The following is a 14,059-nucleotide window of genomic DNA, read 5'->3' as shown; positions in this document are numbered from 1 at the left end:
AGATATGAATTCTAAAAATCACCATTTTACATGGGATTAGAGCTCTCCGTATGAATGCAGTCCTGACAAAAACATATTGACACCTAAAAAAGCGAAGGTCGTAATAATGAGACCGATCAGTGCCCACCAAGCTAAGACATTACCTCTCAACCCTTTGACGATTCTATAATGAAGCCAAGCTGCATAATTTAACCATACGATTAAAGCCCAAGTTTCTTTAGGATCCCATGACCAATAACCGCCCCAAGCTTCTGCTGCCCATATAGCACCTAATATAGTTGCGACGGTAAAAAATATAAAGCCAATTGCGATCGATTTATAAATAAGATCATCAAGAACAGCTAGCTTTGGTAGATAAGAGGCTAATATTTTTTTAGCTGAAAGTAAGTAGGCTATAGATACCATTGCTGCTATGGAGAAAGCGCCATAGCCTATAAAATTAGCAGGGACGTGTATTTTCATCCAGTAAGATTGAAGGGCTGGGACTAAGGGCTGGACACCATCAGCATGCCTATCAAACGTGTACCATAAGATAAATCCTACAGCAGCGTTTATTACAATCAATACGAATGCACCTAATTTTTTAGTATTAAATTTTTCTTCATAAAATAGATAAAGAAGTGATGTGATTAAGCAAAATAAAATAAATACCTCATATAAGTTACTAATTGGGATATGGCCAATATCTAATCCTATTAAATAAGACTCGTACCATCTAACCAAAAGTCCTGCGAATCCAAATAAAACTGCTGTAGATGTAAAGGAGGATGCAATATCATCGAGTAAATTATTTTTTGCAAGTAATCCTAGCCAATAAAGCACCAGTGCCAAAACAAAAAAAACATTCATCCACATAATGGCTGATTGACTCGACAACAGATATTTTAATAAAAAGACATGCTCATTATTTGTTAGCACTCCTAAATAGAGTTGGATTGCAAAAAGGCTCAGTGCAAATACTAGTATGATAATTTTCTTAAAATGATTCCAATTCCAGCCAAGCCAGCTAAAAAATCCAACACTACTCAGTAAAATTGCCTTTTCGTAAATATCCATATAGCTACTAAATGTCTTTAATGCATATAAAGCGCCGCCCAATAACAAGGAAAGATATAAAACATTTAATATTACAAATGATATTTTTGATGATTTAAATAATTTAGTGAACATGGCTAACCTTTTATTGAATAATTTTATTAATTGCTTGACTAACTTTTTTGTAATCAAGTTCAAAATCTATATTTTTTCTGTTGGAGCTGACTGCAATTATAGCCCCTCCTTTAGCTTTGATTAGGAGCCATAATTTTCTTTCATGCAAATAGATCATTGAGAAAATACCAAGCACTAAACTTAGGGAGCCAAGATAAACCCAAAACTGCCCAGGAGATTTTGTAAGCTGGAGTCCACTTGCCTCTTTTTGCTCATAATTTGTGAGCTCAAAATAATAGGGTGAACCAAATAGAAACATATCACTATAAGCATTTAAAGCCTCTTGAATAAACCTAATTGCAGACTGGTCTATCTCTTTATCTGAAAGATTAAAATGACTTTTATAAAGTTCTATTGATGCAATATCTATAATCTTTAAATAAGCCTGCACTGCTTTTTCTTTTTCATTGGCAGGAATATTGTTATCGATATTTTGAGCAATATTCGAAAAACCTCCCTCAACAAATAGGGTCATAATTTTATTAACACTATCTTCGAAAGATTGCTTAACAGACGAATTGTTATCTGGTTTTACAGATCGATTTGCCATCTTTTTTGCAACCATTTCAATCAAAATTTTATTTTGAAGGGCTTCTTTGAATGAGATGAATTCTGCAATAGAACCTTTTTTATCTGCGGGTATCTTTAAATATTTAAATTCTTCTTGAGGCGTCTCTCTCATCCCACTAATAAAAAATGATCTGTCATCGATGAGCATAGGAAACTGATAAGAAATATACTCACGGGCCTGACCTGAATTATTTCTGATTTTATAGGTAACGCTCGGCCCAACGTTTCTTGGCTTTTCTTTTACGCCCTCCTTTAAATTTAAGATATTAAATTTCCTAAAATCATTAAATTCATAGGTAAGTTGATCTTTATCTAATTTAATTTTCTCAAAAATCTTTGCATTTATTTTTTGCGGGGCATTCGAATTTAATAAATTCCATAATTTAATATCAAGATTTGTCCCTCCATCTTGGAAATCTGATTGATATATAGAAATCCCCTTATAGGTAAAAGGATGATTAACAGTGATTGTCTTTGTTATATCTTGAGAAAGTTCGGGATCAGAAATAATCAAATCACTTTCAAATGACTTTGGCATACCTGTCGAATAATGTTCAATTCTAAAATCTTTTAGAGTTATCTTAAAAGGCAAGTCTTGGACTAGATAACCATCCTTCTTTCTTACAAAAGCTACGTTATCTGAAGATCCTTCGGCTAGAGTCATATTTGCTCTAAAAGAGGGATTGGTAATATCTAGCCTACTTACTTTCGGGACTTTTGAAGCTGGAATATCAAGCGTTTCAATCTTTTTATAACCTAGTAGCTCTTGGGCTTTAAAGAATAAATTACCATCCAATAAGCCACCCAAACAGATTACAACTACGCCAACATGAGTAAAGATATAGCCTAGACGCTGAAAGTCTCCTTTTTTAGCAACAATCAAAATATCGCCGTTGTCTTTTGATTTTTCTCTAACTTTAAATTTCTCTAGTTTTAAGTAATTAATGACCCGAGAAAGATTGACCTTCTTTGTATTTTTTAAAACAAGGTGATGTGTAAACGATAAAAGTGATTTTTCCTCTAAAGAATCTTTAAATAATAAAAAATCTTTAAAAATAATAGGGGTATTTTTAGTGACACAAAGGGTTGTGGATATGACCAAAAAAAGAAGGATCGTTAAAAACCAAATGCTTTGGTAAACATCATAGAGACCAATTTTTTCAAAAAAAACAAACCAAAATTGGCCGAATTTAATAATATAATTTTCATAAGGCTCATTCTGTTTAAGAATCGTGCCTATGATTGATGCGATGCCCAAAAATACAAGCATCGAGACTGCAAAGCTCATTGAGCTTAGCAATTGGTTTATTTTTCTGGAATTAAATGCTGTAGATTTCAAAATAACTTATTTTTAAGAATGAAGAATTTTGACTGCGAAAACTGGTGAGAAGTTGCAGTAATTAAATAAGGATAAGAAGGGCTTATCTTAAGCCCTGAATATAATCAGCTACTGCTTCCATTTCTTGATCAGTTAACTTTGCTGCAATAGTTCGCATAACTTTTGCTTCATCGTTTGCCCGAGCACCTAACCTAAACTGTCTTAATTGATTTAAAACATATTCTGTATGTTGCCCACCTAAACGTGGATATTTTACAGGGAGCCCATCGCCAGTTGGTCCATGACATGAGGCACATGCTGGGACAGCATTAGCTTGAATACCAGCTCGGTAGATTTTTTCTCCTAGAGATCCTGAACCATTTGTTTTAGCTTGGCCCAAACTTAAGGTTTGTTTTGAATAATATTCTGCCACTAAATGCATATCAGCATCTGATAGCATCCCTGCCATACCAGACATGACAGCATTTGCGCGCGCGCCTGATTTAAAATTAGTTAGCTGTTTATAAAGATATTCTGGATGCTGCCCAGATAATTTTGGGTTAGCTGAAATTGCACTATTACCGTCGACCCCATGACAAGCTGCACATACATTTGCAACCGATTTTGGTGGAGTTTTCTGTGCAATTGTTTCTGAAATCGCAGTACTTGAAATTAAAAAAGACAAGATGATAATAAAAAAAGCATTTCGACCACTCATTGCGTAAAGCTCCATATTTAAAGTAGATTCAAGACCTTCATTTTATCTAAAATCCCATTCTCGTGATAGCATTTTGATTGGATTGAACAGGTTAGGTAAAGCGCATGGCTATTTTTCAAAACGCATCATATTATATATCTGCTCACCATTTAAGTGATTTGCCTCCCCCTACTGGCATTGAGGTTGCTTTTGCTGGAAGATCAAATGCAGGAAAATCTAGCGCTATTAATACGCTTGCCAATCATAATCGTCTTGCTTTTGTAAGTAAGCAACCAGGGCGAACACAACTTATTAATTTCTTTTCTCTGGGTGAAAATCGTTTTCTAGTCGACTTGCCGGGTTATGGTTATGCCAAAGTACCTCACGCTATCAAAGATCATTGGCAAAAAATTCTAGCAACTTATCTGTCTGAACGATCTTGTCTTTTTGGCCTTGTTTTAGTTATGGACATAAGGCATCCTCTTACGCCTCTTGACCAACAGATGTTAGAGTGGTTTTCGTTAAATAAAAAACCTATTCATATTTTATTAACTAAAGCAGACAAACTTTCTCGTGAAGCCTCACTTAAAATACTTCGTAGCGTTCAAAAAGAAATTGATGAAAAGTGGGGGGCGTCCGTTGGTATTGAATGTACGGTTCAGCTTTTTTCCAGCTTAAAAAAACAAGGCGTTGATGAGGTTGAAACGGTCGTTGGTAAATGGTTAAATACGCCTGTAAATCATGTCCCAAACTTTGTAGCCTAGTTTAATGCCTCGATTTTCATATTTCGTTAAAGGACGGTAATCAGGTTTTTTGAAAAAATCATCAGACGTCTTTTGCAATAATTCTTCTTTATCCAAAAGATCAATAATCCAAAAAGCATAATCTTCCCAGTCTGTTGCGATATGCAAATAACCGCCCTTCTTAATCTTTTGTGCGATAAGTTTTAGTAAATTTAATTGTATAAGCCTTCTTTTCTGGTGTCTTTTTTTAGGCCATGGATCAGGAAAGAAAATATGAATGCCATCTAGGGAGTCATTCTTTATCATTGAATTAAGAACTTCTACAGCGTCATGTTGAATAATTTTCACATTAGAAATATTATTTTCTTGAATTAGCTTAAGTAAATTGCCTACGCCCGGCGAGTGGACTTCAATCGCAATATAATTTTTATTCAAATTAGACCTTGCAATCTCAGCAGTAGAAGCCCCCATACCGAATCCAATTTCCAATATAAGATCTCTACTTTTATTTTCAAATACAGCATTGAAATCGATTAGTTTATTTTCAAAAATCACAGCATATTTTTGAAAGCTTTCATGAATGGCATTTGTCTGAGCCTTAGTAATTCTTCCTTGCCTTAGAATATAACTTCTAATAGGCCGTCTTTTAATATCCTCTTTATCTTGATTAATCATAACTTTGTGACTTTATTATTATTTTTAAGCCCTATAAGATTTATATCCATATTCTTTTCCATTGTCATGACTTTGAATAAATCACCCATTTCTGAAGGGGATAGTAGTTTTTGAATTTCAGATACTGATTTCATATATAAAGCGCTATCTTCTATATTTACTTTTTCAAGCAACTCTAATATGCCGCAATTAATAAGAAAATTTGCTTGAGAAATAAAGCCATTAATATGAAGCCCGAAGTTAGAAGCCTCTCTTGCAACATAACTAAAATTAACATGACTTGTAATATCCTGGATTCCAACCTGAATAAGAGGATTATCGTGAGCATGATGCTTAAAATGGCACATGAGTGTTCCTTGAGATCTTTGTTCGTGAAAATATTCACTGTGATTGAAGCCATAGTCAATAATTATTACAACGCCTTTGGCAATAGATTCACTGATTTTATTAACCCAACTTTTAATATGAATTGCATCATCTATAAGATAATCGTCTGGAAGACTTTCTAGATTGATGTGGTCATAAATAGAGAGGTCTTTGATGATCTTATCTTTCCAGATAAATAGATCATTTTCTAGACCAACCCCTTTTTGATAATAAATACCTGCCACTTTTTTTATCAAATCTACTGGCAATGCATCTAAAAGTTCATTACAGAAAACAATCCCTTTATATTCTTTGGGAATTTCATCAATCCAAAGCACCTTGCTGAACAAATGTGGGGGCAAATGTTTTATTAAAAGCTCGTATTGGTGCTTTCTCAATGAATCACTTATTTCCAAAATAAAATAATGGTCGATATTTTCGCTATCCATGGATTGGATCACTTCAAGAGCAAACTTGCCTGATCCAGCTCCAATTTCAATTATATTTTTATCTAATGAACGAAAAATTTCTTTAAACTGAATAGCAATTGTTTTCGCAAAAAAACTTGATATTTCAGAGGCTGTAACGAAGTCACCTTTTTCACCAAACTTTCTTAAACTTCCAGTGTAATAACCGAATTCAGGGTCATAAAGTGCAAGCTCCATAAAGCGATCAAAGCTTATCCATCCATGATTAGAATGAATAGATTGAATGATTTTTGTTTTTAATTGCTCGCTTAATTGAATCTCAATTTCCGAGGCTATAGGCATGGATGGCATAGGTATTAGATTATAATAGAGTGAAATCATTTATACATAAACCTATGAAATCTAATAGAAAAATTGCTCTAGTTACTGGCGGCGCCAAAAGAATTGGGCAGGCAATTTGTAAAATACTTCATGAATCGGATATCGATTTAATGATTCACTATCGTCATTCAGCAGATGAAGCAAAAAAGCTGCAAGAGGACCTTAATAAAATTCGTAAAGATTCCGCAAGTATTGTTCAAGCTGATCTTGTGAATATGAATGTATTACCCAGTCTAATCGAGCAAACAATCAATACATATGGCAGATTAGATATCCTCATAAATAATGCCTCAAGTTATTACCCCACCGAAATTGGTCAGATGAATGAAAAAAATTGGAATGATCTTATTGGTAGCAATTTGAAGGCGCCTTTATTTTTATCTCAACTTGCAGCAGATCAGCTTATTAAAACTAAGGGCTGCATTATAAATATTACAGATACCCATATAGATAAACCAAAGAAAAATTATATTATTTATAGTATTGCCAAATCAGGCCTTGCTACATTAACAAAATCCTTGGCCCAAGAATTAAGTCCAGATGTAAGGGTTAATGCTGTTGCTCCTGGTCCGGTTTTGTGGCCTGAAAATAATGAAGAATTTAACGATATTTACAAACAAAGAGTTATTTCTCAAACACTATTAAAAAAAATGGGTACGCCAGAAGATGTTGCAATGGCAGTTAAATTTTTAGTACTGGACGCTCCATTTATTACAGGTCATATTTTAGCTGTCGATGGCGGAAGATCTATTTCACTATGATTACGCAAGTGCCAATTGATGCAACCAATAACTTTCTCAAATTGCGCAATAAACTTATTGGCTTAACTGGCAAAGCAATAACTGATTTTAATATGATTGAAAATAATGATCGAGTCCTCGTATGTATGAGCGGTGGAAAAGATTCATATTCATTGCTGATGTTTTTATTAGCTCTAAAAGAGAGAGCGCCTATTCATTTTGATATTATTGCGATGAATTTAGATCAAAAACAACCAGGATTTCCAGCAGACGTATTGCCTAATTTTTTAAAAAATTTAGGCGTTGAACATCTTATTATTACTGAAGACACCTATTCAATCGTTAAAGAAAAAATACCAAGTGGTAAAACTACCTGCTCTTTATGTTCTCGTTTAAGACGCGGAATTATTTATAGGACAGCAAAAGAACTTAATATTAATAAAATTGCTTTGGGCCATCATCGTGATGATATTGTTGAGACACTTTTTCTTAATATGTTTTTTGGTTCTAAATTAAAAGCTATGCCACCTAAGCTAATCTCGAATGATAGTAAAAATATTATTATTAGGCCTTTAGCTTACTGCTCCGAAAAAGAGATCTCAAGCTATGCGTCTCGAATGAATTTTCCTATTATTCCTTGTAATTTATGTGGTTCACAAGAAAATCTTCAAAGGAAAAAAATAAAAGGAATGTTGATGGAATGGGAGAAAGAGCAACCGGGGCGAGTTAACAATATATATAAAGCCATCTCTAATGTTGAACCCTCACACTTAGGAGACCGGCGACTATATGACTTCGAAAATCTTAATCAATCCAACAAAGAAGAAAAGGATGACCTTCTTTTTACGGAAGACTTAATCAGAAATCTTAATACCGACTTAAATAATATTGCTTTTTTTAAAGAAAATATTGCTTCTTAAAATCATTATTTAAATTTAATTAACGTAATTTATTTAACTAAGTTAGTATAGACACCTTGTATATATCAAGATTTAAATTTATTATTCACCCAAATTTTTGATCTAGAAAACCCTAATGTCTAAACTTTTAATTGTTGAATCACCATCTAAAGCCAAAACTCTTCAAAAGTATCTTGGCAATAAATTCGAAGTTTTAGCATCTTATGGCCATGTGCGTGACCTTATTCCAAAAACAGGTGCCGTTGAAACAGATAATAATTTCAAAATGAATTATGCAATTATTGAAAGAAACTCCAGGCATGTTGATGAAATCGCAAGGGCCGTAAAAAAATCTGATGAAGTCTATCTAGCTACGGATCCTGACCGAGAAGGAGAAGCTATTTCATGGCATATCCTGGAGATACTCAATGAAAAAAAATTAACTAAAGATAAGTTAATTAAAAGAGTCATTTTTCAGGAAATTACGAAATCAGCTATTGAGTATGCCATTGAACATCCTCGAGATATATCAATGCCTCTTGTCAACGCTCAGCAAGCTAGAAGAGCGCTCGACTATCTTGTAGGTTTCAATTTATCACCTCTACTTTGGAAGAAAATCAGAAGAGGATTATCGGCGGGAAGAGTTCAGAGCCCAGCATTAAGGCTTATTATTGAAAGAGAAATTGAAATCGAAAAATTTATCAGCCAAGAATATTGGACGATTCATTTAGATTCTATTAAGTCTAAAAATAAATTTCAAGCAAAACTCGTTCAGCTCGACAATAAAAAAGTAGAGCAATTTACTATTACTTCAAAAGAAGATCACGAAAATATTGTTGGTAAATTACTTCTAGAAAGTGCTGGAAAAACAAAAGTTACGCGCGTTGAAAAAAAACAAAGAACGCGCAACCCTGCGCCCCCATTCTCAACATCAACACTTCAACAAGAGTCAGTTCGCAAACTGGGTTTTACAACGAGCCGAGCCATGAGAATTGCCCAGCAGCTATATGAAGGTCTTGATACTGGCAGCGGTGCCGTAGGATTAATTACTTACATGAGGACTGATTCACTCTCGCTCTCAAATGAAGCGATGAATCAAATTAGAGGATACATTCAGTCAAATTTTGAAGCAGATTATTTACCTAAAGCGCCTATTTTTTACAAAACAAAATCAAAAAATGCGCAAGAGGCACATGAAGCTATTAGACCAACAGATATTAGCCGAACACCCCAGAGCCTTATCGGTAAATTGTCTCCTGAACAATTTAAGTTATACGAAATGATATGGAAGCGATCTTTAGCTAGCCAAATGACGCCAGCAAAGTTTGATGCAGTGAGTGTTGATCTTGCAATTGGCTCTGAAGCAAATTTATTCAGGGCGACGGGGCAAACGCTTATATTCCCAGGATTTATTGCTATCTATACTGAAAGCTTAGATGACGCTTCAAATGAAGATGAAGACTCTCTTAAATTACCTCCACTGGAAACTGGCGAAATTCTAACTATTGATAAAATTTATGGGGATCAACATTTCACTGAGCCACCGCCCAGATACTCTGAAGCCAGCCTAGTCAAATCGTTGGAAGAATATGGCATTGGAAGACCTTCTACCTATGCAAGTATTATTTCAACACTTCAAGATCGTGAATATGTCATTCTCGATAAAAAAAGATTTATGCCTACTGATGTAGGTCGTGTAGTTAATAAATTTTTAACTGAGCATTTTACTCGCTATGTAGATTATGATTTTACTGCTGGTCTTGAAAGCTCTTTAGACGAAATTGCAGAGAATAATAAAGAATGGATTCCGCTTCTTAAAAGCTTTTGGGATGACTTCAATAAAACAATTATTGAAAAATCAAATATCGATCGAGCTGAAATTACACAAGAAGCTATTAATGAAGACTGTCCTAAATGCGGCAAACCTTTATTCTCTAGACTTGGTAGGAGAGGTAAGTTCATTGGATGCTCAGGCTACCCAGATTGTGATTACACAAGAAATGTAAATGGTGACTCAAGCGCTCCGAATGAGCCTGTTCTTGTTTGCAAAGATCCTGAAACCGGCAAAGATGTTCTTCTTTTGGTAGGCCCCTATGGGCCTTATCTTCAAGTAGGCGTTCAAGAAGAAGACAGCAAAAAGAAACCTAAGCGCGTTAGTGTTCCTAAAGAAATTTCATTGAGTGATTTAAATGAAGACATAGCATTAAATCTTCTATCCCTTCCTAAGGAGTTAGGTCTCCACCCTGAAACTGCCAAAAAAGTGATTGTAAATATTGGACGTTTTGGGCCTTATGTAAATTATGATGGCAAATTTAAATCTATTCCAAGATCCGAATCTATTTTTGATATCACACTGGATCGAGCCCTTGAGTTAATAGCAGAAGCTATTGCTAAAAATGCTCCTTTAAGAATTTTGGGTAACGATCCCGAAGCAAACCTTTCGGTTGAAATTTTTAATGGTCGATATGGCATATACCTTCAAAAAGGATCTACTAAAGTTACCTTGTCAAAAGATCAGGATATCGAAAAAATTACTTTGGAAGAGGCTCTAATACTAATTACTCATAAAGAAGCTTCGAGCAAGGGCAAAAAGAAAACAGCAGCTAAAAAAACAACTGTTAAGAAAACATCTGAGAAAAAAGAAGCTATTAAAAAACCTGCAGCAAAGAAGAAAGCTGTAAAAGCTAAAAAAGTTTAGCTGTCTTGTTTAGATAGATTTAAATGAGAAATTGAAGAGGTTTTTTCGATCCACTTACGAATTCTATTTGCATCTGCAGTTCGAGTAGCACTTCCATAAGATTTAAGTAATACTATAATCATAGGCTGTCCACTTATTATGGCTTGCATGACTAGGCATCTTCCAGCTTCTTGGATAAAGCCAGTTTTTGATAAGCCAATAATCCAGTCACTCTTTCTTATCAGTCCATTAGTATTATTAAAATTTACTGGCGCACGATGTCCTTTAACGTAAGCTTCGTATGAAGCTGTCGTTGTAATTTCTCGAATTTCAGGGTATTGGTATGCGGCTTTTACCATCTTTACAAGATCTTCAGCTGTCGACATATTATGATTATTAAGCCCTGTAGGGTCTGCAAATTCACTGCGCGTCATGTCAAGTTGTAAAGCTTTAATATTCATGGCATTTACGAAACCAGCTTTTCCTGTTGGATAATTTCTACCCAAAGCGGATGCTGCACGATTATCAGAAGCAATCAAAGCAATTTTAAGCAATTCTGAGCGGGGCAAGACTGTTCCCACTGGCAATTTTGAACTTGAATTTTTTACCGTATCTACATCTTCATTCGTGATGGCAATCTCTTCATCCATAGAAAGATTTGCATCTAAAGTTACCATAGCAGTCATAAGCTTAGTAACTGAAGCAATAGAAGTTAAAGCGTCAGTATCTTTAGCAAATAATACTTCGCCAGTATTTTGATTTACAATAAGAGCGTTTGAAGAGGCTACCCTTAAAAGGCCGTCTTTATTGGTTTTGGTATCTGCTCGAGATATGCGAGCTATCTCTGCTTTTGATGGTTTTGCTTGGACTGTGATTGCAGGTAATGCAAGAAAAAAAGTAATGCTTAGGATGAAAAAAAGTCTGATACGTTCTCTCATTCTGTAATCTCCTATTCATACTAAATTTACGCGATAATAAACAAAAAAAACATATTTGTCATTAACTTAATGTATTTAAAGATAAAATTGCCTTTAACTAATTTATTATGAATATTCCAAATACACTTATCTATACACGTGAGCACCTCTGGATTAAATCCATTGGGGATGCTACGTATGAAATTGGTATTACCGATTTCGCCCAAAATCTTTTAGGTGATGTCGTTTTTGTAGAGCTCCCCAAATTACAAAGTCAGATCTCAAGAGATATTGCCTTTGGTACGATTGAGTCAGTCAAAACAGCTTCTGATTTAATAGGGCCGCTCAATGGTGTGATGATGGAAATTAACCCTAATATACAAAAATCTCCAGAGTCAATTAACGACAAGCCCTATGAAACTTGGATTTGTAAAATGTCATCTCAAGATGACATAAATAACAAAGAGCTTTTTTTAGACGCTTCTCAATACTCCGAACTCACTCGCTAATTAAATTTCTTTTGTAACATCAATCAGCTTAATCTCGTAACCGCGATCACGATAAAACTTTAGACGATCTCTTGCTTTTTTCTTGTCTTCGTCGTCGTTGGACACAATCTCAATAAGCCTCAAGTACCTTGAAAAAGAAGGTGGAATATCTGACTTTAAATTAACCATAAAGTCATCAGTTAAAGATTTATGTTCCCAATCAATATGAACAGGCGCTCTCTCTTCATAACTTCCTATCATATGCGGAAGGAATGAAGTGACTGCAGCTGAATACAGAAAGTCGCTTAATAGCTCAGCGCCATTTAAATCACTTACTGATATATATATTTTTCTTTTTCGAAAAATTTCTTTTTCTAAGATTTCGTGAATTTTATTAAATTTATTTTCTACATTAAAATAAAAATCTATATAGGTCATGAAAGTTTAATATATTTTATTTAAAATATATTGTGTTAATAATCCAACCGGCCTTCCCGTGGCTCCTTTAGCTTTTCCGGATTTCCATGCAGTTCCTGCAATATCCAAATGAGCCCATTTATATTTTTTTGCAAATCTAGACAAGAAGCAAGCCGCAGTAATACTGCCTCCTGCTCTTCCGCCAATATTAGCCATATCTGCAAAGTTGCTATCGAGTTGTGATTGATAGTCTTCCCACAACGGCATACGCCATACACGATCCATAGATATTTGACCTGCTGACTCAAGATCTTTAGCTAACTTATCGTCATTGCTATACAAGGCTGAAGCGTGATGCCCAAGAGCAATCACACATGCCCCTGTGAGAGTTGCAATATCAATTACGACCTCTGGATTAAATCTCTCTGCGTAAGTTAATGCATCGCATAAAATTAATCTTCCTTCAGCGTCAGTATTTAATACTTCAATTGTTTGGCCTGACATACTGGTTAAAATATCTCCAGGTTTCAAAGCTAACCCATCAGGTAAATTCTCACATGTTGGAATTATTCCAATGACATTCATGGGGAGATTCAAAAGGCCAATCGTCTCAAAGGTACCGAGGACGCTAGCCGCTCCACACATATCGTATTTCATTTCATCCATATCACCCGCAGGTTTAATTGATATGCCACCTGCATCGAACGTAATGCCCTTGCCTACCAAAATAATGGGTTTTTGTGTTTTTTTACCTTTATTGTGCTGAAGTATAATAAATTTTGGGGCCTGTCTGCTGCCTTTAGCTACCCCAAGGAAAGAGCCCATTTTTAATTTTTCAATTTGTTTTTGATCTAAAACATCAATCTTCATGCCATGTTCTTTTCCAATTTCTTGAGCTTTTTTGCCCAAATAAGTGGGTGTACATATGTTAGGTGGGAGATTGCCAAGCGTTTTTGTAAGCTCAATCCCTTTTGCTAATGCAAAGGATTTCTTTAGCGCTGCCTCAGCGATTTTTTGATTTTTCTTATCTGCATTCACAAGAAAATCAAAAGTTTTTTTAGTTTTTTTATTGATTGTTTTGAGCTCAGCGAATTCATAACTCGCGTCCATAACTTCGTTTATAAAGTGCTCAATATTCCAAGCAATATCACTTTCTATAACTGGAGCAATTTGTATATAAGATGAAATTGTTTTAACGTCCATTTTCTTAAGTGCATAAATCATAGCTCTTACTGCGGCACAGTATTTTTTCCCATCTAGCTCTTTTTCTTTACCTAGGCCTATTAAAAGTATTTTTGGGATCTTTATTCCAGGCACATTATATAAAATAAGAGAAGAGCCAGCTTTACCACTCATATCACCATGTTTCAAAATAGAAGCAATATAGTTAATCGTAGATGTGCTTAAAATTGGTTTGTCATATGCAACCTTAAGTGAGTCGTAAACTCCGAGGACTAATACATCTGATCGTTGTTTCTCCGGGTGATCTGTTTTTATGCTAAATTTCATATATATTCCTTAAATATTCTCGAAT

13 protein-coding genes are annotated in these 14,059 nt (G+C 34.8%); 5 read left to right on the top strand and 8 right to left on the bottom strand.

All coding sequences use genetic code 11. The features are described 5' to 3' along the window. Nucleotides 1-36 precede the first annotated feature (36 nt). From ccsB to FIT63_RS00760, 3 genes are all read right to left on the bottom strand, one after another. Entirely contained in the window at nucleotides 37-1,170 is a 1,134-nt protein-coding gene (ccsB, locus tag FIT63_RS00770; RefSeq protein WP_140006169.1) for a c-type cytochrome biogenesis protein CcsB, read from the bottom strand. 10 nt (nucleotides 1,171-1,180) lie between these two features. Beyond that, a complete protein-coding gene (locus FIT63_RS00765) occupies nucleotides 1,181-3,067 on the bottom strand; it encodes a cytochrome c biogenesis protein ResB (protein ID WP_140006168.1) in 1,887 nt (628 codons plus the stop codon). Between the two features lie 133 nt (nucleotides 3,068-3,200). Next, nucleotides 3,201-3,830: a c-type cytochrome gene (locus FIT63_RS00760; RefSeq protein ID WP_223259921.1), complete on the bottom strand. Its 630-nt coding sequence runs from the start codon at nucleotides 3,828-3,830 to the stop codon at nucleotides 3,201-3,203. A gap of 89 nt (nucleotides 3,831-3,919) precedes the next feature. Between FIT63_RS00760 and yihA the strand changes: the two genes are divergently transcribed. Continuing rightward, nucleotides 3,920-4,558, top strand: a complete 639-nt coding sequence (yihA, locus tag FIT63_RS00755; RefSeq protein ID WP_140006167.1) for a ribosome biogenesis GTP-binding protein YihA/YsxC — start codon at nucleotides 3,920-3,922, stop codon at nucleotides 4,556-4,558. Here the strand turns inward: yihA and trmB are convergent. Together trmB and FIT63_RS00745 are read right to left on the bottom strand one after the other, a co-directional pair. Then, the gene (gene trmB / locus FIT63_RS00750) at nucleotides 4,517-5,212 is read right to left on the bottom strand and encodes a tRNA (guanosine(46)-N7)-methyltransferase TrmB (RefSeq protein ID WP_140006166.1); all 696 of its coding nucleotides are present in this window, start codon (nucleotides 5,210-5,212) and stop codon (nucleotides 4,517-4,519) included. The two genes, yihA and trmB, sit on opposite strands and share 42 nt — an antisense overlap. Next, the gene (locus FIT63_RS00745; protein ID WP_140006165.1) at nucleotides 5,209-6,387 is read right to left on the bottom strand and encodes a class I SAM-dependent methyltransferase; all 1,179 of its coding nucleotides are present in this window, start codon (nucleotides 6,385-6,387) and stop codon (nucleotides 5,209-5,211) included. Before FIT63_RS00745 ends, trmB begins: the two co-directional genes overlap by 4 nt. Before the next feature lie 14 nt (nucleotides 6,388-6,401). Here FIT63_RS00745 and FIT63_RS00740 point away from each other — a divergent pair, with 14 nt between their 5' ends. The 3 genes from FIT63_RS00740 to topA all read left to right on the top strand — a co-directional run bounded on the left by FIT63_RS00740 (nucleotide 6,402) and on the right by topA (nucleotide 10,724). Further along, nucleotides 6,402-7,148: a pteridine reductase gene (locus tag FIT63_RS00740; RefSeq protein ID WP_140006164.1), complete on the top strand. Its 747-nt coding sequence runs from the start codon at nucleotides 6,402-6,404 to the stop codon at nucleotides 7,146-7,148. Continuing rightward, the gene (gene ttcA, locus FIT63_RS00735) at nucleotides 7,145-8,047 is read left to right on the top strand and encodes a tRNA 2-thiocytidine(32) synthetase TtcA (RefSeq protein WP_140006163.1); all 903 of its coding nucleotides are present in this window, start codon (nucleotides 7,145-7,147) and stop codon (nucleotides 8,045-8,047) included. The genes FIT63_RS00740 and ttcA overlap by 4 nt, the downstream gene beginning before the upstream one ends. Before the next feature lie 115 nt (nucleotides 8,048-8,162). After that, on the top strand, nucleotides 8,163-10,724 hold the full coding sequence (gene topA, locus FIT63_RS00730; protein WP_140006162.1) for a type I DNA topoisomerase: 2,562 nt from the start codon (nucleotides 8,163-8,165) through the stop codon (nucleotides 10,722-10,724). Here topA and FIT63_RS00725 read toward each other — a convergent pair. Then, a complete protein-coding gene (locus tag FIT63_RS00725) occupies nucleotides 10,721-11,641 on the bottom strand; it encodes a serine hydrolase (RefSeq protein ID WP_140006161.1) in 921 nt (306 codons plus the stop codon). The genes topA and FIT63_RS00725 overlap by 4 nt on opposite strands. Before the next feature lie 107 nt (nucleotides 11,642-11,748). On the opposite strand from FIT63_RS00725, the gene gcvH reads away from it, so the two are divergent. Then, nucleotides 11,749-12,129 (top strand): glycine cleavage system protein GcvH, encoded by a 381-nt coding sequence (gene gcvH, locus FIT63_RS00720; RefSeq protein ID WP_140006160.1) that lies wholly within the window; start codon nucleotides 11,749-11,751, stop codon nucleotides 12,127-12,129. Here gcvH and FIT63_RS00715 read toward each other — a convergent pair whose 3' ends face one another. Together FIT63_RS00715 and FIT63_RS00710 are read right to left on the bottom strand one after the other, a co-directional pair. Then, complete coding sequence (locus FIT63_RS00715) at nucleotides 12,130-12,546, bottom strand: DNA polymerase III subunit chi (RefSeq protein ID WP_140006159.1); 417 nt, start codon at nucleotides 12,544-12,546, stop codon at nucleotides 12,130-12,132. 6 nt (nucleotides 12,547-12,552) lie between these two features. Beyond that, on the bottom strand, nucleotides 12,553-14,034 hold the full coding sequence (locus FIT63_RS00710) for a leucyl aminopeptidase (protein ID WP_140006158.1): 1,482 nt from the start codon (nucleotides 14,032-14,034) through the stop codon (nucleotides 12,553-12,555). Between the last annotated feature and the right edge of the window lie 25 nt (nucleotides 14,035-14,059).

The sequence above is a fragment of the Candidatus Methylopumilus planktonicus genome (assembly GCF_006364715.1).
Taxonomy (GTDB): domain Bacteria; phylum Pseudomonadota; class Gammaproteobacteria; order Burkholderiales; family Methylophilaceae; genus Methylopumilus; species Methylopumilus planktonicus_A.
This window is presented reverse-complemented; position numbering and strand designations above follow the sequence as displayed.

Excerpts from the sequence above, each read along its gene's own strand:
- ttcA (WP_140006163.1), top strand. The coding sequence starts at position 7,145 with ATGATTACGCAAGTGCCAATTGATGCAACCAATAACTTTCTCAAATTG.
- yihA (WP_140006167.1), top strand. The coding sequence starts at position 3,920 with ATGGCTATTTTTCAAAACGCATCATATTATATATCTGCTCACCATTTA.
- FIT63_RS00715 (WP_140006159.1), bottom strand. The coding sequence starts at position 12,546 with ATGACCTATATAGATTTTTATTTTAATGTAGAAAATAAATTTAATAAA.
- trmB (WP_140006166.1), bottom strand. The coding sequence starts at position 5,212 with ATGATTAATCAAGATAAAGAGGATATTAAAAGACGGCCTATTAGAAGT.
- topA (WP_140006162.1), top strand. The coding sequence starts at position 8,163 with ATGTCTAAACTTTTAATTGTTGAATCACCATCTAAAGCCAAAACTCTT.
- ccsB (WP_140006169.1), bottom strand. The coding sequence starts at position 1,170 with ATGTTCACTAAATTATTTAAATCATCAAAAATATCATTTGTAATATTA.
- FIT63_RS00760 (WP_223259921.1), bottom strand. The coding sequence starts at position 3,830 with ATGGAGCTTTACGCAATGAGTGGTCGAAATGCTTTTTTTATTATCATC.
- FIT63_RS00740 (WP_140006164.1), top strand. The coding sequence starts at position 6,402 with ATGAAATCTAATAGAAAAATTGCTCTAGTTACTGGCGGCGCCAAAAGA.
- FIT63_RS00745 (WP_140006165.1), bottom strand. The coding sequence starts at position 6,387 with ATGATTTCACTCTATTATAATCTAATACCTATGCCATCCATGCCTATA.
- FIT63_RS00710 (WP_140006158.1), bottom strand. The coding sequence starts at position 14,034 with ATGAAATTTAGCATAAAAACAGATCACCCGGAGAAACAACGATCAGAT.
- FIT63_RS00765 (WP_140006168.1), bottom strand. The coding sequence starts at position 3,067 with ATGAGCTTTGCAGTCTCGATGCTTGTATTTTTGGGCATCGCATCAATC.
- gcvH (WP_140006160.1), top strand. The coding sequence starts at position 11,749 with ATGAATATTCCAAATACACTTATCTATACACGTGAGCACCTCTGGATT.
- FIT63_RS00725 (WP_140006161.1), bottom strand. The coding sequence starts at position 11,641 with ATGAGAGAACGTATCAGACTTTTTTTCATCCTAAGCATTACTTTTTTT.